Below are 20,430 nucleotides of genomic sequence, written 5' to 3'. Positions count from 1 at the left end.
GATGAGATGAGCATGTACTTGGCGCTATCAAAGGCCGGGTATGGCTCATATAAAGAACTCACTGAGTTGGATACGCCGGAACTGCTGGACATGGTTGAATTCGAAAATATCAGCGCTGATATCCAGCACTATCAGATGGAGAAGGCGAAAAATGGCAATAGTTAATGAGCTGATTACCAAGTTTGGATTCATTGGCGATCTGGCACCTCAAGAGACATTCAATGCCAATCTTAAATCATCCATCGGTCTGCTGGCGGGTATGGGTGCGGCGATTGCTGGGTCTGCTGCTGGTATCGCCGGATGGGTTACGTCGGTCAGTAAATCTATAGACCCACTGATTCAGTTCGGGCGAGAAACGGGTATTGCCGTTGAAACCATTCAGACGCTGGGTTATGCCGCATCAGTCAACGGTTCAAGCGTTGATGCCCTGCAATCATCACTGGGCGAGATGACGAAGCGAGTTGGTGAGTTTGTGTCAACGGGGGAGGGTGAGGCGAAAGATGTAGCTAGTCGTCTGGGGTTGCAGTTTAAGGGGCTGAACGGTGAAGTTAAATCCTCTGATGTCATATTCCGTGAATTAGCCGACAAGTTGCATGGCATGAGTCAGGCCGAAAAGTTTTCTGTTCTGGATAAGATGGGTATTGATCGCTCGATGGTGCAGTTGCTCTCCAAAACGGGTGATGAGATTGAGGCGCTTCAGAAGAAGTCAGAAGCGCTAGGCGTTGTCACGCAAGACCAGGCTGACCAGTTCGCCGCTTATAATGACTCACTTACGACACTAGGAAAGGGATTTGACGGTATTAAGTTTCAGGTCGCTATAGGCTTCGTGCCGGTGCTTAAAGACCTGGTTGATGGCTTCACTGATATCCTGATAGCAAATAAAGACCTCATTAAAAATGGATTATCCCACCTCGGCGAAATTATTTTCTCTGTCATGGGTATGATCCGCCGCTTTTTGCCGATTGTCGCAGCCATCACCATTGCGTTTGCTGCATGGTGGTTGGTTACTGGTGGGCTTGCTACGGTGATGGGGGTTCTAATGTCACCTATCGTGCTCATCACTGCTGCCATTCTTGGCATTATCCTAGTGATTGATGACCTTCTTACTGCAATGGAAGGCGGCAAAAGCGTAATCGCCGACTTCTTCATGGATAACTGGGGGATTGATATTGTTCCGGGGCTGCTAGCCATTAAGGACGTCGTGCTTGAAGTGGTAGATTTAATCATCGATTCATTTAAGGTCGGCGTTGAGAATATTAAACTGATGTTTTCCGCACTCTGGAAGTTGTTAACTGGTGATTTCGAAGGTGCGTGGAAAGACGTTGTTAAAATCTTCAATAACACCGTTGAACTACTGAAAAAGCCGTTCATGGCATTTATCGACTGGGCAAAAAACATTTTCTCAAACCTAGGCGACTACATTGGTAATGTGATCAGCAATGCGGCCTCAAGCGCGTGGAACTCTGCAAAGTCATTTATCGGCCTAGGCGATGATGAAGAACAGTCCTTACCTGCTTACTCTGGCAGCGCTGGAATGAATGGGATCCCCTACGGCAACCCTGGGTTAAATGGCAATCTGGCATACACACCAGGTGGCGGCGTTAGTAATTCAAGCGTCAGCCAGAGCAACACTATGTACATTAATACATCCGATCCGGTAGTGGCGGGTAATACAGCCGCGAACGGGTTACAGGAGAGTATGCGCGACGCTAATAGGATGAACGGAAGGGGGGGTAGGTAATGGGAATTATGGACGGGTTTACCACTGCCCAGGAGTCAGGCAAAAGCACGGTAAAAAAGGTGGGGATCGGCGGGTACTCGATGTTTGCTCGCGTAAACGACTCTACAAGCTACCCCTCGCAAGTCCCCGTTGATGTACTGGAAGATGGTAGTAACGCATCGGACGATATCATTAACGGCCCTATCACGATAAAGATTAGTGGTGTAGTGGCTGATGTGTATATGGATGCAAAACCAAACTCATCCTTTGGTTTGATCCCTGATTATTCAAAGTATGGCGAAGTAGTGGAATACATCCCCGCCAAGACTCAGCAGCAGTTGCAGAAGATGAATGAGATTGCTGACCGTGCCGAGCAGAAGATACTAGAGGCTAAGCGTCTGGCTGATAAGGGCGCGGAGCTTTTCGGTCTGGTTGGCAATCCGGTAGCCGGTGGTACTAAAGGTATTCGTGAACAGTTCCTTGATTTCATTGAGGCTGTGTATTACGGCAAGCAGCTTATATCTGTCGAAGTGGACTACCGGACTCATGAAAACATGGCTTTAAGTGGACTGACAATTAGCACTGATAATCAGACGATGGAAACAAAGTTTGAAGCTAGTTTTACGAAAATCACATTTACCAAGCTCACCACCACCGCTATTGAGAAGCACTTCAAATCACCGTCTGCCGCGGCTAAATCAAAAACTGCCGCTGTGGCAAATAAAGGGGCACAAACCCCGGCTGATAATTCGAAGACAAGCGGCCAGTCAAGGTCTGTTCTAAGTTCAGTGAAAGGGGCCCTCTTTGGTAAATAGAAATGGATAGAATCACAAACATCACAGATGAACCCATTCAGCGGCATGTGCTGCTGTTTGATCGTGACGAGGCCGTCATTACTATTCGCCATCTCCCGACAGTTGAAATGTGGAAAATGCGGGTGGAATACAACGGTGATTTCATTGATGGGGTAAAACTGTCACTGGGGGCGCTGCATTTTCGCCATAAGAACTGGCCTTTTGACATCGCTTTACTTTGTACTGATAACTCCGGTATCGACCCGTACCGCGCAGATGATTTCGCCAGCGGACGATGTGAACTTTACATGGTAACACCGGAAGAAATGATTGAGATTCGAGGGGGAGACGTACCGTAATGGAAACTTTTTATCGTGACTACCGGCTAACAGTAGGGATCGGAAATCAGGCTGTAATTATTGAGCCGCCAATGTCGGTATCGTTCAAGGCACTTGAGTCGGTGGATAAGAAATCGCTGGGTAAGTTGACTGTCTCAGTTAACGGATTAAAGCCATCGACGCGCCTGCAACTGGTCAAGGCTGAGGATGACGAGAAGTACATTCCCGTCAGACTTGAAGTGGGTTATGACGGCAAATTACGTCAGGTGTTTCAAGGGTCAGTAAAAAGCGGGGCGGTGAAGCGAGAGGGTGCGATACACGTTGTAAGCCTTGAGTGCGAGGATGGTGGGCACGACTTCATTAACTCGTTCACATCTCGCACGGTTCGTGGTAAAGACCAAGTGGTCGATTCTGTTCTCCAAGATATGCCGAACACGAAGAAGGGCGCGGTAACAAGCCAACAGCAGTTGATAAGGCCGAAGGTGCTTGTTGGCAGCTCCAGCAAAATCCTCACTGATATGCTGTCACCTGGTGAGAGCTTCTTCATTAAAGATGAGCGGATTCACATTCTGAAAGATAGTGAGGTAACGTCGGGGAATATCCCGGTTGTAAACGCCCGTAGCGGGCTGCTTAATACCCCGCAGTCAACAAAGGGAAGTGCGCAGAACGACTCTGGAAAGAGCGCCAAACCTGCAACAAACAACCCGAAAACCGATCCGGGCTCAGCCAGCAAGGATGGCGATGACTCAAGTACGCTGGTTAAACAGTCTAAAGGTCAAGTTACCTTCGATACCAAGTTAAATCCGATGCTGACCATTGGGGGGCTGTGTTCACTGGAAAGTGTGACTAACCCCGCATTGAACGGGGTTTACAAAATATACCAGATTGAAACCAGCGGGCAGTATACCGGGGGCGCATGGCACCAGAAGGTAGTATGTCAGCCAGCTGGAAGCTATAAAGTTATTAACTAATCATTTCATATCAAGGCAAATTGTAGCTATGTAATCAGCTGACGCTGAAAGAGAGGATTCAGCAAAGTCTTTATCTGGCCAGTCTTCCTTATCCATTAATTCTTTTTGTTCTTTCACGAAGTCGCGCTTAATTTTTAAGCATGATTTCTTTTCTTTAAGCTCTCCACGGACAATACCCCTTAGCTGTTTTTGGATGCCCGGCAGTTGCGATATTGCATCACTTTTCTTTGATTGGTCTTTATCGGTGAGTTGTATTGCCTGCACCATTTCACTTTCAAACTTTGCTTTTGCAATATCGGCATAAGGCCCTGCATGAGCAGTGGTAGCCGCCAGTAATCCAGCAATTAAAATTAATTTTTTCATAAGTCATCCCAGAGAAAACCATGATTGAAGAACTTCACGACACTATCGGCGCTGGCGTGGATTTCGCGCTGGCTGATGTTCACACTATTGTTGTCGCAAAAATAACTGCTGTAAATGATAAAACTATCAGTTGCATCCCTGTTATCAATCGCGTTGTGAAAGGCGAGGGAAAGCAACTACCTGAATTCATCGAAGTACCTCCGGTCATATTGCAGGGCAGTGGCAGCTATATAGCTGAGCCGATAGCCGCAGGATATTACTGTTTGGTGCTTATATCAGAGCGCTGCTATGACGAATGGTATGCAGGCAGCGACTTTGTATCTCCTCTTGAAATGCGGATGCACGATTACTCTGACGGCTTCGCCCTATGCGGCGTAAACCCGTTGTCGACCGCAATATCCATCCCGAAAATTAACCGCATGATGATGGGCAACACCGATCATGAGGGTGACTTGGTGCTCACTGGCAACATTACCCAACAGGGTGGCATAACAACGCTAGAGTCATGCGTTGTTCAGGGACAGATGCAATATGACTCTTTATTGACTGATGGGCAGAGTGGCGTTAGTGGTTCATTCAGGAGTGATGACGGGAAAACAATCACAGTAACCAACGGCATTATTACGGGGATAACATGATTGTATCAGCGCTTGATAAAAATAGTGATTGGAGCTTTGGGCGTGGGCGACAGAATTATATTACTGGTGGTGGTGCCATTGCTCAAAAAGTGAAGTGCAGAATTCGCTCATTTAAAAACGATAACCCATTAAATATGGGAGATAACATTGACTGGTTGTACCTCATGTCAGAAAAAAACACCGAACAAGAAACGCTGAGAGAAATAGAGAGGGTGACGCTGGCTACCGATGGCGTGATGCGCATTGTAGAACTGTCGATGGTAGTAAATAAAAAAACAAGGCACCAGTCCATCGAGCTGCGCATTGAGACAGTTTTTGATGAGCAGTTAATCACATTCCCCGTCAGTGGAGCGCAGAAAGATGGCACTACAGTTTGATAATAACGGGCTTCAGACGGATACGTTCAGGGACTTGTTCCAGACCCTGAGTGATTCGTATAAAGGTATTTATGGGCAGGATATAGATTTAGACCAGGAATCACCAGACGGCCAGCGTGTGGCAATCGAAGCGCAGGCGCGAACGGATATTGAAGCATCACTTCAGTGGCTTTACTCGCAGATGGATCCTGATTTTAATACCGGCGATATGCAACAAATTATCGCTAAATTACACGGGCTTTATCTGCGCCCTGGGTCTCGTTCTCAACGTGATCTAAATGTGGCGACTGATCGACCCGTATTTTTATACAGCGGGTATAAAATCATAGACCAGTCCAATCAGGTTTGGTTTGTCCGACAGAATGTCACCATTCCAGCAGGAACAACAACAGTGACGTTTTTCGCTCAAGACTTCGGGAAAGTAACCGGACTTATTGCTGATACATTCACCCAGTTAACCCCTGAACTGGGTGTGCTGAGCATAACTTCTGATGCAGTTGCCGTTGTTGGTCGAGATGAAGAAACACCGGAAGAGTTTCGCCAGCGCCGAAATCGCTCTCTTGAGAATCCAGCCACCGGTAGCACTGGAGCGATATTCGCTAAGGTCGCACAATTGCCCGGAGTGACTGATTTAAATATTGGTGAGAATGACACCAAAGTTGACAATCCCGCTACTGGCATTCCTGCTAACTCCATCTGGCTAGTCGTCGAGGGTGGTGCGGTTTCAGACATAGTCGAAGTAATAATCAAGCAAAAGGGCGGAGGTACTGGCGTTAAAGGCGAGGTGACAGGTCGCTACATTGAAACTCTCGTCCGGCCAGACGGATCTACACTTTCCATCGCTCACGATATGCAGTTTGATCGCCCTGTCTACATACCTCTACATATTAACTTAACCGCCAGGCGAAAGGCTGTAAATGACCCTGTTGACGTGGAGACACTCAAGCAGGTGTTGGCGGGCCGCGTGATGCACATTGGTGAGGATATTGATGCCAACGAGCTTTATGCGGATGGTTACGGCTCGGCTCGTGTGAACTACGTGCTTACCAATATGAAGATTAGCGCTGATGGCGTCACATTCACAGACGCTGAATTATCGCCTGGCTTCCAAGGTAAGTTCACTTTAGATGTTGCTAATATCGTTGTTGACGAGGTGACTTAATGAATAACGACATAATTAATCGCTATGCGTTAATGCTCATCAAACAATACTGGGAAAAGCCAAAGGCAAGATCTGAAATAGAAGCCATGATGAAACAGTGGCAGATAATTTCTGATTTTATTCGAAACCCCGGTAATTTCGATATTGATCGCGTGACGGGGTATCGCCTTGATGTTATGGGACGTATCGTCGGATTGCCACGAAGCGTACCGGCAGTGATTGCTAAGATATTTTTTGGATTTGAAGGTCACACTAATTCAGAGGGTTTTGGCAGAAAGTCAAACTCAGGAGTTATTGGTGCGCCATTCTTCAGTAAGTTCTCTCCAGCTTACGGCGATTACCAGTTGGGTGATAATGAGTACCGTAAATTTCTGAAAGTAAAAATAGCAAAGAACGCGGCATCGGCGACCATTTCATCTGATGACAGGGTAAGTTTGCAGGAAGTCATTCAGGCCGCTTTCAATGGAGAGGCTTACGTCACCGACAGAAAGGATATGACGCTCGCGTTAAATATATCACCTAAAGTCTCGCAAGATGAACTGCGTCTTATCGTTAAACTCGGGCTGCTGCCTAAGCCTGCTGGGGTTCGTTACAATTATTATTATCAGGTTACCCCTGGGATGACTTTCGGCTTTTCAAGGAACCCAGCAGCCAGGGGATTTGCCAGCAAATTCAACACCGCCTATCAGGGCGGTTTTTTTTCGAGGAAAATTCATGTCTAAGATTGAGAGATATGCAGGTAATTTACGTGCGTTTGGTTCTAATGCGCAGGGCTTGGAAAGAACGCTATTCGGTGAGACAACACAGGCAGATGATCTTACCTCGCAGGTCACAAGTTCATTTCTTCGCGGCTGGGGAATAGTTGGGCCATCTGAAAACCCATCAATGGAGGATTTCAACGCTGCAATGTATACGATGAGCCAGTTCATCGCTTATCAGCATCAGATGGGAATTCCTGAATGGGATGCTCTTCAGGAGTATTATTCCGGTTCGATCTGTGTCCGCAATGGAGAGGCTTATTTATCACTCGTAGACAGTAATATCGGCAGCGCTCCGCCATCTGCTAAATGGACGTCGGTATTAACAGCTAAAAACGCTCTTGCAAATATAAGCGGCTTCCTGAAAAGCTCTAACAACCTTTCTGAAATTGCCGCTGCTGGTTCACCATCAGTGATATCGGCCCTGACTAATCTTAAGCTGACTGAATCAACAGACGGCTATGTGGGTCGGTTAGTAAGAGTCACAACTTTCCCAACAAGTGGAACAGTAACATTCAATACCAATACGAAGCAGGTAATATTTAAAATTTGGGGTGCTGGTCAGGGGGGAGGGAGCGCGGCGGCAGCCACAAGCGCTTCGGGTGGCGATTCAGGTGCAGGCGGGGGATATACGGAGGTAATCGCTAATGTTAAATCGCTGGGGTTGGCAAATGTGGCGATTACGATAGGTTCTGGCGGATCTCCCGCTGTCCTAAACTCAGGTACTCAAGGTGTTGCTGGCGGCGCAACAGTTGTAGGTACACTTGCAACTGCTGGCGGTGGTTCAAACGGTACAGGTGGATCATTAACGGTAAACCCTTTAATCGGTACAATTATTTCGGTAAATGGACAAAACGGGCAGGGGGGCGGTCTCTCTGGCACTGGCGCAACCGGTGGTGCCGCGTCATGGTCATTTGGTGGACTGCCTCACGCGGCCAGTGTGGGTGATAACGGCGGTTTCCCCGGAGGTGGAGCTGCCGGCGGTGCAAATATTAGCCCAAGCAATAACTACATTGGTGGGCGCGGTGCCAATGGACTTGTGATTGTAGAGGAATACGCATAATGAACTACGCACTAATTAAAGATAATACGGTAGAAAATACAGTTCTCTGTGAGTCTGACTCTGCTGCCGTAGAACTCTTCCCGGATTACACGGTTGTTAATATTGATGATATGACTGTGGGTATCGGCTGGTCGTACTCGAACGGTGAATTTACCGCCCCGCCGTTACCGGCTCCTACACCGTCGGAAAATTTAGCCAAAGCACATGCTGAGTATGACCGTGCAACATTGGTAATTACTGGTTTGAACGAGCGCATAGAAGATGACGACTATGACGGCACAACGGAAGAAGCTATTAATTCTGAACTTATCGAATGGACTGACTACCGGAAATTGTTACGCGCCTACATCAAGGCCGGTAACGGAAAACAACCTCTCCCTACTTTTAATTAATACCTGGCTTGCATGAAAATTGCCGACTAAAAAGGCGTGGCTATGCAAAACATCGATGCTTCTTTTTCCATAGATATCGAGTGGACAGCATTACATGAGTGATGATGGGGCAGGGATGCCTATTGAGGTGGGGTGAGATTTTAGAGGTCAAAACTGGCGGGTAAGTTATTGATTAATATGTCGCGGAATGTCTCATAATGTCCTGAAATGTCGCATAAATATTAAGCAATAAATCACGTTACTAATTGATTTTTATTGTTTTTAATGTCTTAAGGGGCGCTTTACCTTGCAAAGGTTCCCCCTCGGGTGGTTTCTGTCCATAACGTTCTCAGGTACTGTCTGACGGCAAAACCCATCGATGGTGACCGGTAGTGAACGGTTATGGTCTATTTATCGGCAGGATGCCGCTGAAAGCCAACTGTTTTATGTTATTTCACAGGGGTTTTCAGCGAATACCTGAAATTTAGCGGCGGAGTATAACATGGGTCAATGCATCGCGATATAAACCCTCAGCCGCGATACAAACCTTGTAACTCAATATATCGCTGAACAGGTCGTGGCAGCAGGTCATCGCAATTCTCACCATTATGACGCCGATGACGAATATCGGTAGCCGAAATATCTAATAAAGGTGTGTCTGCCAGATAGATTGCCCCATGTGGTCGTGAGCTTAGCACTTGTGGATCAAAGACCTGATGGGCTTCAAGCCAGTGCTGTAACTCGGCGGTGTCCAGTGTTTGCGAATAACCGGGGCGGGCACAAACTAACAGATGGCACATATCCAACAGTGATTCCCAACGATGCCATTTATGCAGCGATAATAATGAATCCTGCCCAATAATAAACGCTAAAGGCAGTTCAGCACCACGTTCTTTACGCAGTAATTCTAGCGTATCAACAGTGAATGATGGGCTGTCACGTAATAGTTCGCGTGAATCGACACTGAATAATGGATTACCCGCAACCGCTAGCTCTACCATCTTCAGACGCTGCTGTGCATTGGCCTCGGGTTGAGGGCGATGGGGCGGGACATTATTGGGCAATAAAATAATATGCTGTAAACCCACTTCTTGAGCTAATGCTTCAACCGGCTTTAAATGCCCGTAATGAATAGGGTCAAAGGTTCCGCCGAACAGGGCATGTAGGGTGCGAGTCGGGGATTTATTGGGCATCAAAAAAACTCTCAGGTAATGTTTTTCCACACATCAGCATAGATAGCGTTTCTAACTCAGGCCAGATTGATTGACCATAATCCTGTTTTAGGCGCACTTCCATCTGAGCTAACAAATGGACAGCTTGTTGCAGTTGCTGCATGGAAAGGCGTTGTAGCGCCTGAGTCATCATCGGGCGGCGATTTTGCCACACTTTGAATTGGTCAAATAGGGTACGCAGCGGTACCTGCTCCATGCGGCGTTTTAGCGTCAATAGTTGCAATAACTCGCGTTGCAGAGTGCGCAGCAAAATAACCGGCTCACTGTCTTCTTGCTGTAATTGTTGCAGAATATGCCAGGCGCGTTTGCTTTTCCCGGCCAATAAGGCATCAAGCCAGTGGTAAGGGGTGAAGTGTGCCGCATCGTTGACCGCTTGCTCGACTTTCGGCAGTGTCAGTTTACCGTCAGGGTAAAGTAACGACAGTCTTTCCAAGGCCTGCGATAAAGCCAACAGGTTGCCTTCGTAGCAATAACACAGCAGTTGAATGGCCGCGTCATCGATCTCCAGATTGAGGCTTTTAGCGCGAGTGCCAACCCAACGTGGCAGTTGTGCCAGTTCAGGTGTTTGGCAACTGACAAACACGCCATTCTTACTGAGAGCTTTAAACCAGGCACTGTTTTCTTGTGCTTTGGTGAGTTTATTTGCCCGTAATATCAGCAGAATGTCGGGATGCAGTAGGCCCGATAACTTCACTAGCTGCTCATTCATGGGGGCGGTTAACCCACTGTCAGGGAAACTCAGCAGCAGTATTTGGCGGCTGGCAAATAGGCTCAGCGCCTGACAAAGGCTAAAGATATTGTCCCATTCGGTGTGAGCATCCAGAGCGAAACTGAAATGCTCGCTGAAGTCATGCTGGGCTGCCACATGGCGAATGTGGTCCTGGCTTTCCTGCAATAAAAGTGGCTCATTACCACATAACAGATAACAAGCACGCAGCCCCTCATGGAGCTGCGCGACAAGTTGTTCAGGATAAACTCGGATCATTTGGCTGAGGTACTGACGGCCGGTTTGCCAATGTTGATTTCTTTGACATCAGCGGTTTTGCTGCTGCTGATAACATCGCTATTTCTTGCCGCGATATCAGCATCTTCTTGCGCGCTTTTCATTTCCGCAGCATGCACGGCCAAGAGCTGGCGCACTAACTGTTGAGCGGCTTGGTCACGCATCTCCTGACGGAGAACTTCTGCTTCTGCATCTTTCGCGAGAGCCGTTAACGGGTTATCGAAGAAGGAACGGAAGACATTGACCCGTAGTGGATAAATATCATGGCCAGGTATCAATACTTGAGCATTCACATGCAGCACTAATTGGTACTCAGCGGTTACACCGTTTTGGAAGATTGACACGGTGGTCTGATTTTCGTTTGAACCAATAATCCGCAGTGTTGGCAAGTCTTTACGCATCGGATCCTCAACAATGGTGACGTTGCTTAAACGTAATTGTTGACGTACCGCGCGGGTTAATGGCCCATAAGGGTCACTGCTCTCGAGCAACAGTTTTTGCAGTTCAACGGGCACCTGAGTGGTGCCCCGCAGATTAAAGCCACAGCCAGCGGTGACCAGCACCGCCAACCCCAGCAACAACGTCAGAATACGATGTCGCACAACTCCTCCTTGTCTTAACCCACAACCAGGTTAAGCAGTTTGCCAGGGACATAGATTACTTTACGCACAGTAACCCCATCCAGGTATTTAGCTACCAAGTGCTCTTGACCAGCACGTTCACGTACTTGCTGCTCGGTCGCATCGGCTGGCACAGTAATTCGGCCACGTACTTTACCATTAACCTGTACCACGACTAATTTAGAGTCTTCAACCATCGCTTGTTCATCTGCAACTGGCCATGGTGCGGTATCGATATCGCCTTCGCCACCCAGAGCTTGCCACAAGTTGAAGCAAACATGAGGGGTGAATGGATAAAGCATACGAACCACTGCCAGCAATGCTTCTTGCAGCAGAGCACGGTCTTGTTCGGTTTCCTGAGGTGCACGACCCAGCTTATTCATCAACTCCATCACTGCCGCGATTGCGGTATTGAAGGTTTGACGGCGGCCCACATCATCAGTGACTTTGGCAATAGTTTTGTGCAGATCACGGCGTAAGGATTTTTGCTCTTCCGTCAGGCTGGCAATATCCAGTGGCGCGGTAGCCCCTTTTGCGGTGTGATCATAGGCCAGACGCCAAACACGTTTCAGGAAGCGGTTAGCCCCTTCAACGCCAGACTCCTGCCATTCCAAGGTCATTTCCGCTGGTGAGGCAAACATCATAAATAGACGCACGGTATCAGCACCGTACTTTTCTACCATGACTTGCGGGTCGATACCGTTATTTTTCGATTTCGACATTTTGCTCATACCGGCATAAACCAGTTCATGGCCTTCGGCATCGCTGGCTTTAACGATACGACCTTTGTCATCACGCTCAACAATGGCATCAACCGGTGAAACCCAGATACGCTCACCATTAGAGCCGGTGTAGTAGAAGGCATCAGCCAGCACCATACCCTGACACAGCAGACGCTTGGCCGGCTCATCAGAATCAACCAAACCAGCATCACGCAACAGTTTATGGAAGAAGCGGAAGTACATCAGATGCATGATGGCATGTTCAATACCACCGACATACTGATCGACTGGCAGCCAGTAGTTTGCTGCCGCTGGGTCCAGCATGCCTTCGTCAAATTGTGGGCAGGTATAGCGCGCGTAATACCAAGACGATTCCATAAAGGTATCGAAGGTATCTGTTTCACGCAGGCCCGGAATCCCGTTAACCGTGGTTTTAGCCCACTCAGGATCAGCCTTAATTGGGCTGGAAATACCGTCCATCACCACATCTTCTGGCAGGATAACCGGCAGTTGATCTTCTGGTGTTGGTACCACGGTGCCATCTTCCAATGTCACCATTGGGATAGGAGCACCCCAGTAACGTTGGCGGGAGACACCCCAGTCACGCAGGCGATAATTCACTTTGCGCTGGCCGACACCAAGAGCAACCAGTTTATCGGCAATGGCATTAAAGCCATCTTCATAACTCAGACCGTCAAATTCGCCAGAGTTAAACAATGTGCCTTTTTCGGTCAGTGCTTCCTGACTTAAATCTGGCTCACTGCCATCAGCGGCTAAAATAACGGGCTTAATTGGCAGGTTATATTTGGTCGCAAATTCATAGTCGCGGGCATCATGGCCAGGAACCGCCATCACCGCACCAGTACCGTAATCCATCAAGACGAAGTTAGCCGCCCAGATAGGCAGCTTCTCGCCACTCAGTGGATGGATAGCATACAGGCCGGTCGCCATGCCTTTTTTCTCCATGGTCGCCATTTCAGCTTCGGCAACCTTGGTATTACGGCATTCAGCAACAAAATCAGCCAGTGCCGGATTAGTGGCAGCAGCTTGCAGTGATAACGGATGACTTGCCGCGACAGCTACATAAGTCACACCCATAAAGGTATCTGGGCGAGTGGTGTAGACCGAGAGTTTATCTTCGCTATCGGCGACGTCGAAAACGATATCGACACCCTCGGAGCGGCCAATCCAGTTACGCTGCATGGTCTTAACTTGCTCCGGCCAGCTTTCCAGCGTGTCCAGGTCATTAAGCAATTGATCAGCATAATCAGTGATTTTGATAAACCACTGTGGGATTTCTTTGCGTTCAACCGGGGTATCACAGCGCCAGCAGCAGCCGTCGATGACTTGCTCGTTAGCCAGCACGGTTTGATCGTGTGGGCACCAGTTCACCGCCGAGGTCTTTTTGTAGACCATGCCTTTTTCATACAACTTGGTGAAGAACCACTGTTCCCAACGGTAATAATCAGGTTTACAGGTGGCAATCTCGCGATCCCAGTCATAGCCGAAGCCCAGTAGTTTCAACTGGTTCTTCATGTATTCGATGTTGTCGTAAGTCCAGGGAGCGGGCGCAGTATTGTTTTTTACCGCAGCGCCTTCTGCAGGCAAGCCAAATGCATCCCAACCAATTGGCTGTAACACGTTTTTACCCAGCATACGCTGGTAACGGGAGATAACATCACCAATGGTATAGTTACGAACGTGCCCCATATGTAGGCGCCCTGAAGGGTACGGCAGCATAGATAGGCAGTAATATTTTTCTTTGCTGGTATCTTCAGTGACTTTAAAAGTTTGCTTCTCTTGCCAGTGAAGCTGTACTTGCGTTTCGATATCTTCTGGGCGGTATTGCTCTTGCATGGCGGCCGGTGGTCCTATAGTGAAAAACAGCTACGCCTGTAGCATCATCTGTTTCATATCATAAAGAGAGATCCGCATAGCATAGCCGATAAGCGGCAGCCGCAACAACCGTCTGCGACCTGCGGAAGGTTATTTCTGCACAGTGAATGGCAGAAATAACTAAAGTGGGGGAAGAACAACCTGATGATGACGTGACTTCAGTCATTTACGACTAAAATAATTAACGTTAGCTTTAATATCATAGTCAGTAGGATCAGCATGAGTTCTTCCAGATAACAGGAATAAGGTAACAAAAGCAGGTGAAAAAATGAGTTTCATCCCTACTTGCTTTGTCAAAACTTTTGCTTTATCACAACCGTGGATCGAGGAGATTATATGAACAAGGTCGCTCAATATTATCGTGAGTTAGTGGCATCACTGACGGAACGCTTGAAAAATGGTGAACGTGATATTGATAAGCTGGTGGAGAGCGCCGAACAGCGGTTGAATGCTGTGGAAGACTTAACTCGTCATGAGGTTGAACAAATCGTGCAGGCGGTGCGCCGTGATTTGGAAGAGTTTGCTCGGAGCTATGAAGAGAGCAAAGATGAATTCACTGACAGTGTATTCATGCGAGTTATCAAAGAAAGTTTGTGGCAGGAGCTGGCCGATATTACCGATAAGACGCAATTAGAGTGGCGTGAGGTCTTTAAAGACGTCAGCCATCATGGGGTTTATCACAGCGGCGAGGTGGTTGGATTAGGAAATCTGGTCTGTGAAAAGTGCCATTATCATATGGCTTTCTATACGCCAGAAGTGTTGCCGTTGTGCCCTAAATGTGGCCATGACCAGTTTAATCGTCGGCCATTCCAGCCCTAACATTGAATCGAGCTAAAACCTGTCGACTAAAGAGACACTCCGCCAGCGCGGAGTGTCATTGGCTTATTCGCCGTAGCGGGCAACGCGTTCCACTAGCAAATCAATAAATCCTTGCCGATTTATCCCCATCAGCACCTCCGCATTGGGTTTATTGCCCGTGAGTTGGTAATAATCAACCACGGTCATGCCTTGGGTATATTCGCCGCGAGTTTCAATCCCGACCCAGCGTTCGATACTGGTGAATAGCTCTGGGGCCAATAACCAAGCAATGGTGCAAGGGTCATGCAGTGGCGCGCCTTGAAAACCCCAACGTTCCTGGCGGTGATACAGCATAAAGAAATCCAGCAAGTCCGCCACCACCTCTGCTACCGGGTTATTCAACTGGCGAATGCGATCGATGTCTTCATCCATCACTTGTGCTTGATGAGTTACATCCAAGCCCGCCATGGTAATTGGAATTCCGGATTTAAAGACTCGCTCCGCCGCCTCTGGATCAACAAAAATGTTAAATTCTGCCGCTGGCGTCCAGTTCCCTAACATGACTGCTCCGCCCATGATGACAATGCGCTCTATTTTAGCCACCAGCGCGCCGTGACCGGCCAGTAGCAAGGCAACATTGGTCAGTGGGCCAGTGGCGACGATGGTCACGGGATGAGGGCTGGCGCGCAATATTCTCGCCATCAGTTCTACTGCATTTTCTGCTTGCGGGGCGAAATCGGGATCAGGTAGCGATGGGCCATCTAAACCACTTTCGCCGTGAACATTGTCGGCAATGATGAGTTCGCGCAGCAAGGGTTTCAATGCGCCGCCTGCCACCGGAATATCCTGGCGTTCAAGTAACGTCAGAATGCGCAGGGCATTACGCAATGTTTTATCGGGAGTTTGGTTGCCAGCACAGGTGGTTACGGCTTCAACTTTCAGTTCGGGAGAGGCCAGCGCCAGAATCAGCGCAATAGCATCGTCATGGCCGGGGTCGCAATCAATGATAATGGAGCGGGGCATCATTTTTCCTCTTTTTAGTCGCTGTTTTAACCTGAGAATGCTCACAATAAAATGGATAAGCAATCACGCTAGACGCAAAAAGAGAACAAGAGCAAATTTCCTCCCCTACTGGTGCAGGGGAGGAGGGGAGATTAGTGCAGGATTTTTGCCAGGAAGTCTTTGGCGCGGTCAGATTTAGGATTGTTAAAGAAGTCATCTTTGTTGCTGTCTTCGACGATTTTCCCTTCATCCATAAAGATCACGCGGTTAGCCACTTTGCGAGCAAAGCCCATCTCATGGGTGACTACCATCATGGTCATGCCTTCCAGCGCCAATTTAACCATTACATCCAGCACTTCATTGATCATTTCGGGGTCAAGGGCGGAAGTCGGTTCGTCAAACAGCATGGCGATTGGGTCCATACAAAGTGCACGGGCGATGGCGACACGCTGCTGCTGACCACCTGATAACTGGGATGGGAATTTATCAGCATGGGTAGAAAGGCCGACGCGATCGAGCAGTTTCAAGCCTTTTTCCCGCGCTGCCGCTTTATCACGTTTCAGGACTTTGATTTGCGCCAATGTCAGGTTTTCAATAATAGACAGGTGAGGAAACAGCTCAAAATGCTGGAATACCATCCCGACTTTGGAACGCAGCTGCGCTAAGTTGGTCCCTTTATCATTCACACCGATACCATTGACCGTAATGCTGCCTTTTTGGATAGGTTCCAGTCCATTGACGGTTTTGATGAGGGTTGATTTGCCTGAGCCTGAAGGGCCGCAGACCACCACGACCTCACCTTTTTTAACTTCAGTGGTGCAGTCAGACAGCACCTGAAAGTGGCCGTACCACTTAGAAACATTTTTCAGGGAAATCATCAAACAGTCCTTTTCTTCAAATAGTTAACCAGCATCGACGCGGCAAAACTGATAACGAAATACACCAAACCGGCAAACAGCACCATTTCGACCTGAGTCCCGTCTCGCTCGCCAATAGTGGTCGCGGTTCGGAAGAAATCGGCCAGACTAAGGACATACACCAATGATGTATCCTGAAATAACACGATCCCTTGGGTTAACAGCAATGGCACCATTGCGCGGAAAGCCTGTGGCAGGATAACCAATCTCATGGACTGGCCTTGAGTCATGCCCAGTGCTAGGGCCGCAGAGGATTGCCCACGAGAGATACTTTGGATCCCGGCACGGATAATTTCTGAGTAATAAGCCGCTTCAAATAATGAAAAGGCTACCATGGCAGAGATGAGGCGAATATCAGTTTTTGGTGATAAGCCCAGCACATTTTGTAATAAGCTCGGGACCACCAGATAAAACCACAGCAGCACCATCACCAACGGAATAGAGCGGAACACGTTGACATACGCGGTGGCAAACCAGCTAACAGCCTTTATCGGAGAGAGGCGCATCACGGCCAGAACTGTGCCCCAAATGATACCGAACACAATGGCGATAATGGTTATTTTGGCGGTAACTGCCAAGCCTTGCAGCAGGTATGGCAGGCTAGGGGCAATAGAACTCCAATCAAATTCGTACATTATTTACTCCCCAGATTGCCGGGTAACTGCACTTTCTTTTCAACTAATCGCATCAACAACATGATCACGGCGTTGATTAGTACATAACCAATGGTGATGGCGGTGAATGACTCATAGGCATGAGCTGAGTAATCCAACAGCTTACCGGCCTGTGCCGCCATATCGACCAACCCGATGGTTGAAGCAATCGCTGAGTTTTTTACCAGGTTGAGCATTTCTGAGGTCATCGGGGGAATAATCACCCGGTAAGCATTCGGCAGTAAAACATAGCGATAAGTTTGTGGCAGGGTTAATCCCATTGCCAGACCCGCCGCTTTCTGACCCCGTGGCAGTGATTGAATCCCTGCACGTACCTGTTCGCACACCCGTGCCGCGGTAAATAAGCCAAGACAAATCATTGATGAGAGGAAGAACTGTATATTCGGGTCTAATTCACTTTTAAACCACATGCCAATATCAACCGGCAATAGCTCAGGCACCACCAGATACCAAGTAAAGAATTGCACAATCAGTGGGACGTTACGGAACAGCTCAACGTAGCAGGTCCCCATTCCTGACAGAATTCGATTGGGTACAGTTCTTAAAATACCGAATAAGGAGCCGACGAAGAAAGCGATCACCCAAGCGCATAGTGATAATGCGACCGTGACTTGAAAGCCAGACCAAATCCAGCCGAGGTAGGTGGTATTACCGAAAGGGGCAGGTTGCAGGAAAATACCCCAGTTCCAGTCTATTGACATAAAAAACTCCCTTAAAAGGATGAATGACTCATCCTGATGACTGATGATTCAATGCGTTGCGGCCTTCCGAGGGTTAACAAAAAAATGCGGAGTGGGGAACGGCCACCCCGCATCCTGTCCTACCAATCGGTCCATCATCAATCAGTAGGGTAGGCACTGCCTACCCTGATTATTATTGTTAGTTCAATGCTTTATCGTTAGGGGCTTTGAACAGCGCCTTCATTTCATCAGACAGTGAGAAATTCAGGTTAAGATTTTTAGGTGGAATTGGGTTTTTGAACCAACGATCAAAGGATTTCTCAGCAACACCGCCGGTTTGTGCGGTAGCGATGGTCTCATCCAACAGTGCTTTAAACGCCGGATCGTTTTTACGCAACATGCAGCCGTAAGCTTCCTGAGATTGCGGGGTGCCAACGATTTCCCACTGATCTGGTTTCTTCGCTTTTGCACGTTCGCCAGCCAGCAGAGCATCATCCATCATAAAGGCCACTGCACGGCCACTTTCCAAGGTACGGAAAGAATCACCGTGGTCTTTGGCACTGATAATGCGCATGTTCATTTTGTCTTTTTCATTTAGCTTGTTCAGCAACACTTCAGAGGTGGTCCCAGACGTTACCACCACTGCTTTACCGGCTAAGTCTTTGAAATCTTTAACTTCGGAACCTTTTTTGGTCAGTAAGCGAGTACCGACAACAAAAATGGTATTGGAGAACGCGGCTTGTTGCTGACGTTCCAGGTTATTGGTGGTTGAACCACACTCAAAATCAAAGGTACCGTTTTGCAGCAATGGGATACGGTTCTGCGAAGTGATTGGGATCAACTTGACCTGCAAGTCTGGTGCGTTAAGTTTTTTCTTGATCGCATCGACAATCAGGTTGGAATAATCTTGTGAGTAACCCACAACTTTCTGCTGATTATCGTAATAAGAGAATGGAACAGAAGACTCACGATGACCGACCACGATAACGCCGTTATCTTTAATCTTCTTCAGTGTGTCAACGGAAGCATCTGCCTTTGCCGCGGCTTGCTCTGGTTTTGCTGCTGCTTCTTCTGCTTGGGCTACACCACTTGTTATCCCAGCTAACAGTAGCGCTAACGCCAATTTACGCATATGCATGGTCCAACTCCTTTGCTGTTGTTTTTTGCCTAATGTTTTCTGACTCGATGTTGTGATACTTAAAATGTAGTCATGTTAAAAACGTGAAATGCGAAAAAATCGTCTTATTTTGTTGTACTGGTGTAACCACAGATATTTGTTGGCTAACACGTCATTTTCGCTGTTACTTGTATCAGATTATCTTTAAAAAATAGCCAATTGTTATGCAAATGATGAATAAATGTTTGTTTTTTGAGACGCAAATCGCACCAAATAGAGGCAATAAAACAGTGTCGCACTATCATGGTGCGCGCTATGCCCTAAAAATGTGCGGGCGGGTAACAGCGATTTCTTCATTTGAAACCCACCTTCACGTACCTGCTGCGTTAATCCCCATCAATGGCTAGATAATGGCTGATTGCTAACACTATTTGGTTAGAAACAATGCAAGGTCTGTGCCAGTAGCAGAAGAACGAGTGAGTAAAAGCGCTGTGAATCGAGGCGATAGGATGTTATTTGGGGGTTAGCAATAGCCAACCAGCAGCTGATTTCGCTGCTGGTTGATTTCACTGTTGCCAGTTTGAAGGGATTAGCTGAGCTGTTGGTTATTGATGGCCAGATGGGCTTTAAAGACTTCCAGAGCGGTGGGAATGGTTTCTTTCCCTGCGTGTTTTTCTGGATTCCACAGGTCGGCAAAGGTAATAGCGCGGCCACAATGGATAAATACTTCATCCACTTCAATCACTAATACACTGCGCGCGGGTTGGCCATTTTGGCTAAAGCGCTGGCACAATTCAGGATCGATTGAGATTTTTGCCCGGCCATTAACGCGAAAACCTTCCGTCCAGCCCGGTATTAAGAACAAAATACCCACGAATGGGTTATGCAGCAGGTTGCGGATACCGTCCAGACGATTGTTACCGGGTCTGTCTGGCAACATTAGGGTTTTGCTGTCTTGTACATGAATAAAACCCGGCTCGCCACCTTTGGGTGAGCAGTCGATGCCATTGGCACCTAGTGTACCCAGCACAGCAAAGGGGGCCGCAGCGATCAGCTTTTTGGCGTAATCATCAATGTGATCTATTTGCTTATTTAACACATTCTTATTAGGCGAGGCATAGTGCTCGCTTAACTGGGCTTCTGTGGTGAGGATAAATTCAGGATTCAGTGACATAAGGCTCTCAAATTGCAAATCATGCTAATTATTTGTACTA

General features: G+C 47.9%; 23 protein-coding genes. 12 read left to right on the top strand and 11 right to left on the bottom strand.

All coding sequences use genetic code 11. The features are described 5' to 3' along the window. Nucleotides 1–6 precede the first annotated feature (6 nt). From N0H69_RS18660 to N0H69_RS18640, 5 genes are read left to right on the top strand one after another with little or no spacing between them, the layout of a single operon-like run. Entirely contained in the window at nt 7–165 is a 159-nt protein-coding gene (locus tag N0H69_RS18660) for a hypothetical protein (protein WP_259705562.1), read from the top strand. Next, complete coding sequence (locus N0H69_RS18655) at nt 152–1,741, top strand: phage tail tape measure protein (protein WP_151419971.1); 1,590 nt, start codon at nt 152–154, stop codon at nt 1,739–1,741. Before N0H69_RS18660 ends, N0H69_RS18655 begins: the two co-directional genes overlap by 14 nt. Next, nucleotides 1,741–2,535, top strand: coding sequence for a phage baseplate protein (locus N0H69_RS18650; RefSeq protein ID WP_151419972.1), 795 nt, complete (start codon nt 1,741–1,743; stop codon nt 2,533–2,535). Before N0H69_RS18655 ends, N0H69_RS18650 begins: the two co-directional genes overlap by 1 nt. Before the next feature lie 2 nt (nt 2,536–2,537). Beyond that, on the top strand, nt 2,538–2,873 hold the full coding sequence (locus N0H69_RS18645; protein ID WP_050875774.1) for a hypothetical protein: 336 nt from the start codon (nt 2,538–2,540) through the stop codon (nt 2,871–2,873). After that, a complete protein-coding gene (locus N0H69_RS18640; RefSeq protein ID WP_259705561.1) occupies nt 2,873–3,823 on the top strand; it encodes a hypothetical protein in 951 nt (316 codons plus the stop codon). The genes N0H69_RS18645 and N0H69_RS18640 overlap by 1 nt, the downstream gene beginning before the upstream one ends. Here N0H69_RS18640 and N0H69_RS18635 read toward each other — a convergent pair whose 3' ends face one another. Further along, nucleotides 3,824–4,186 carry a hypothetical protein gene (locus N0H69_RS18635; RefSeq protein WP_151419973.1) on the bottom strand — a complete coding sequence of 121 codons (363 nt, stop codon included), beginning with the start codon at nt 4,184–4,186 and terminating at the stop codon, nt 3,824–3,826. It abuts the gene before it with no gap. Between the two features lie 20 nt (nt 4,187–4,206). Between N0H69_RS18635 and N0H69_RS18630 the strand changes: the two genes are divergently transcribed. Genes N0H69_RS18630 through N0H69_RS18605 form a run of 6 tightly spaced genes read left to right on the top strand, consistent with a single transcriptional unit; the run spans nt 4,207 to nt 8,576 of the window. After that, nucleotides 4,207–4,824, top strand: a complete 618-nt coding sequence (locus tag N0H69_RS18630) for a Gp138 family membrane-puncturing spike protein (protein ID WP_151419974.1) — start codon at nt 4,207–4,209, stop codon at nt 4,822–4,824. Next, the gene (locus N0H69_RS18625) at nt 4,821–5,201 is read left to right on the top strand and encodes a contractile injection system sheath initiator (protein ID WP_151419975.1); all 381 of its coding nucleotides are present in this window, start codon (nt 4,821–4,823) and stop codon (nt 5,199–5,201) included. Before N0H69_RS18630 ends, N0H69_RS18625 begins: the two co-directional genes overlap by 4 nt. Continuing rightward, nucleotides 5,185–6,363 carry a baseplate J/gp47 family protein gene (locus tag N0H69_RS18620; protein WP_151419976.1) on the top strand — a complete coding sequence of 393 codons (1,179 nt, stop codon included), beginning with the start codon at nt 5,185–5,187 and terminating at the stop codon, nt 6,361–6,363. The genes N0H69_RS18625 and N0H69_RS18620 overlap by 17 nt, the downstream gene beginning before the upstream one ends. Then, complete coding sequence (locus N0H69_RS18615) at nt 6,363–7,085, top strand: baseplate wedge 1 family protein (protein WP_050875780.1); 723 nt, start codon at nt 6,363–6,365, stop codon at nt 7,083–7,085. Before N0H69_RS18620 ends, N0H69_RS18615 begins: the two co-directional genes overlap by 1 nt. Next, complete coding sequence (locus tag N0H69_RS18610) at nt 7,078–8,184, top strand: hypothetical protein (RefSeq protein WP_259705560.1); 1,107 nt, start codon at nt 7,078–7,080, stop codon at nt 8,182–8,184. The genes N0H69_RS18615 and N0H69_RS18610 overlap by 8 nt, the downstream gene beginning before the upstream one ends. Then, nucleotides 8,184–8,576, top strand: a complete 393-nt coding sequence (locus tag N0H69_RS18605; RefSeq protein ID WP_145533348.1) for a hypothetical protein — start codon at nt 8,184–8,186, stop codon at nt 8,574–8,576. Before N0H69_RS18610 ends, N0H69_RS18605 begins: the two co-directional genes overlap by 1 nt. 509 nt (nt 8,577–9,085) lie before the next feature. Here the strand turns inward: N0H69_RS18605 and nadD are convergent. From nadD to leuS, 4 genes are read right to left on the bottom strand one after another with little or no spacing between them, the layout of a single operon-like run. Next, nucleotides 9,086–9,748: a nicotinate-nucleotide adenylyltransferase gene (gene nadD, locus N0H69_RS18600; protein WP_050107857.1), complete on the bottom strand. Its 663-nt coding sequence runs from the start codon at nt 9,746–9,748 to the stop codon at nt 9,086–9,088. Next, nucleotides 9,738–10,772: a DNA polymerase III subunit delta gene (gene holA, locus N0H69_RS18595; RefSeq protein ID WP_050107856.1), complete on the bottom strand. Its 1,035-nt coding sequence runs from the start codon at nt 10,770–10,772 to the stop codon at nt 9,738–9,740. Before holA ends, nadD begins: the two co-directional genes overlap by 11 nt. Continuing rightward, the gene (gene lptE / locus N0H69_RS18590; protein ID WP_050151583.1) at nt 10,769–11,392 is read right to left on the bottom strand and encodes an LPS assembly lipoprotein LptE; all 624 of its coding nucleotides are present in this window, start codon (nt 11,390–11,392) and stop codon (nt 10,769–10,771) included. The genes holA and lptE overlap by 4 nt, the downstream gene beginning before the upstream one ends. A gap of 14 nt (nt 11,393–11,406) precedes the next feature. Further along, complete coding sequence (leuS, locus tag N0H69_RS18585) at nt 11,407–13,989, bottom strand: leucine--tRNA ligase (RefSeq protein ID WP_050122459.1); 2,583 nt, start codon at nt 13,987–13,989, stop codon at nt 11,407–11,409. Between the two features lie 375 nt (nt 13,990–14,364). Here leuS and N0H69_RS18580 point away from each other — a divergent pair, with 375 nt between their 5' ends. Further along, nucleotides 14,365–14,847: a zinc ribbon-containing protein gene (locus N0H69_RS18580; RefSeq protein ID WP_050107851.1), complete on the top strand. Its 483-nt coding sequence runs from the start codon at nt 14,365–14,367 to the stop codon at nt 14,845–14,847. Between the two features lie 63 nt (nt 14,848–14,910). On the opposite strand, the gene rihA is transcribed toward N0H69_RS18580, so the two are convergent. The 6 genes from rihA to N0H69_RS18550 form a co-directional block, all read right to left on the bottom strand. Further along, nucleotides 14,911–15,849 (bottom strand): pyrimidine-specific ribonucleoside hydrolase RihA, encoded by a 939-nt coding sequence (gene rihA / locus N0H69_RS18575; protein WP_050151584.1) that lies wholly within the window; start codon nt 15,847–15,849, stop codon nt 14,911–14,913. Between the two features lie 131 nt (nt 15,850–15,980). Then, the gene (locus N0H69_RS18570; protein WP_050107847.1) at nt 15,981–16,706 is read right to left on the bottom strand and encodes an amino acid ABC transporter ATP-binding protein; all 726 of its coding nucleotides are present in this window, start codon (nt 16,704–16,706) and stop codon (nt 15,981–15,983) included. After that, entirely contained in the window at nt 16,706–17,380 is a 675-nt protein-coding gene (gene gltK / locus N0H69_RS18565) for a glutamate/aspartate ABC transporter permease GltK (protein ID WP_050107846.1), read from the bottom strand. Before gltK ends, N0H69_RS18570 begins: the two co-directional genes overlap by 1 nt. After that, on the bottom strand, nt 17,380–18,120 hold the full coding sequence (locus N0H69_RS18560) for an amino acid ABC transporter permease (RefSeq protein WP_050107845.1): 741 nt from the start codon (nt 18,118–18,120) through the stop codon (nt 17,380–17,382). The genes gltK and N0H69_RS18560 overlap by 1 nt, the downstream gene beginning before the upstream one ends. Before the next feature lie 178 nt (nt 18,121–18,298). Next, complete coding sequence (locus tag N0H69_RS18555) at nt 18,299–19,237, bottom strand: amino acid ABC transporter substrate-binding protein (RefSeq protein ID WP_050107844.1); 939 nt, start codon at nt 19,235–19,237, stop codon at nt 18,299–18,301. Nucleotides 19,238–19,805: 568 nt separating this feature from the next. Next, nucleotides 19,806–20,390, bottom strand: a complete 585-nt coding sequence (locus N0H69_RS18550) for an MSMEG_1061 family FMN-dependent PPOX-type flavoprotein (protein WP_050151585.1) — start codon at nt 20,388–20,390, stop codon at nt 19,806–19,808. Between the last annotated feature and the right edge of the window lie 40 nt (nt 20,391–20,430).

The organism is Yersinia alsatica, from assembly GCF_025133195.1.
GTDB classification, from domain to species: domain Bacteria; phylum Pseudomonadota; class Gammaproteobacteria; order Enterobacterales; family Enterobacteriaceae; genus Yersinia; species Yersinia alsatica.
The sequence above is the reverse complement of the archived record's forward strand: the minus strand, read 5'-3'. Positions and strand labels throughout refer to the sequence as shown.